Origin of the sequence: Lonepinella sp. BR2474 (genome assembly GCF_051851555.1) — a bacterium.
GTDB lineage: Bacteria > Pseudomonadota > Gammaproteobacteria > Enterobacterales > Pasteurellaceae > Lonepinella.
Genome location: NZ_JBPDVH010000034.1, coordinates 1 through 263 on the forward strand (window position 1 = coordinate 1; position 263 = coordinate 263).

The 263-nt window shown below is 54.0% G+C and carries 1 protein-coding gene; it reads left to right on the plus strand.

The genetic code is table 11. The features are described from left to right. Positions 1–263 (plus strand): hypothetical protein (locus ACTG7Q_RS10920; RefSeq protein WP_439243816.1); only part of this gene is annotated, 263 nt, incomplete at both ends.

Sequence of the window (263 nt, forward strand, 5' to 3'; positions counted from 1 at the left end):
GCTGATGCTGATGAATCTGCTTTAGTCGCTGAGCTATCCGCTGCTGACGCTGAACTGCTTGCGGCTGATGCTGAGGAGTCTGCTTTAGTCGCTGAACTATCCGCTGCTGACGCTGAACTGCTTGCTGCTGACGCTGATGAATCTGCTTTAGTCGCTGAGCTATCCGCTGCTGACGCTGAACTGCTTGCTGCTGATGCTGATGAATCTGCTTTAGTCGCTGAGCTATCCGCTGCTGACGCTGAACTGCTTGCGGCTGATGCTGA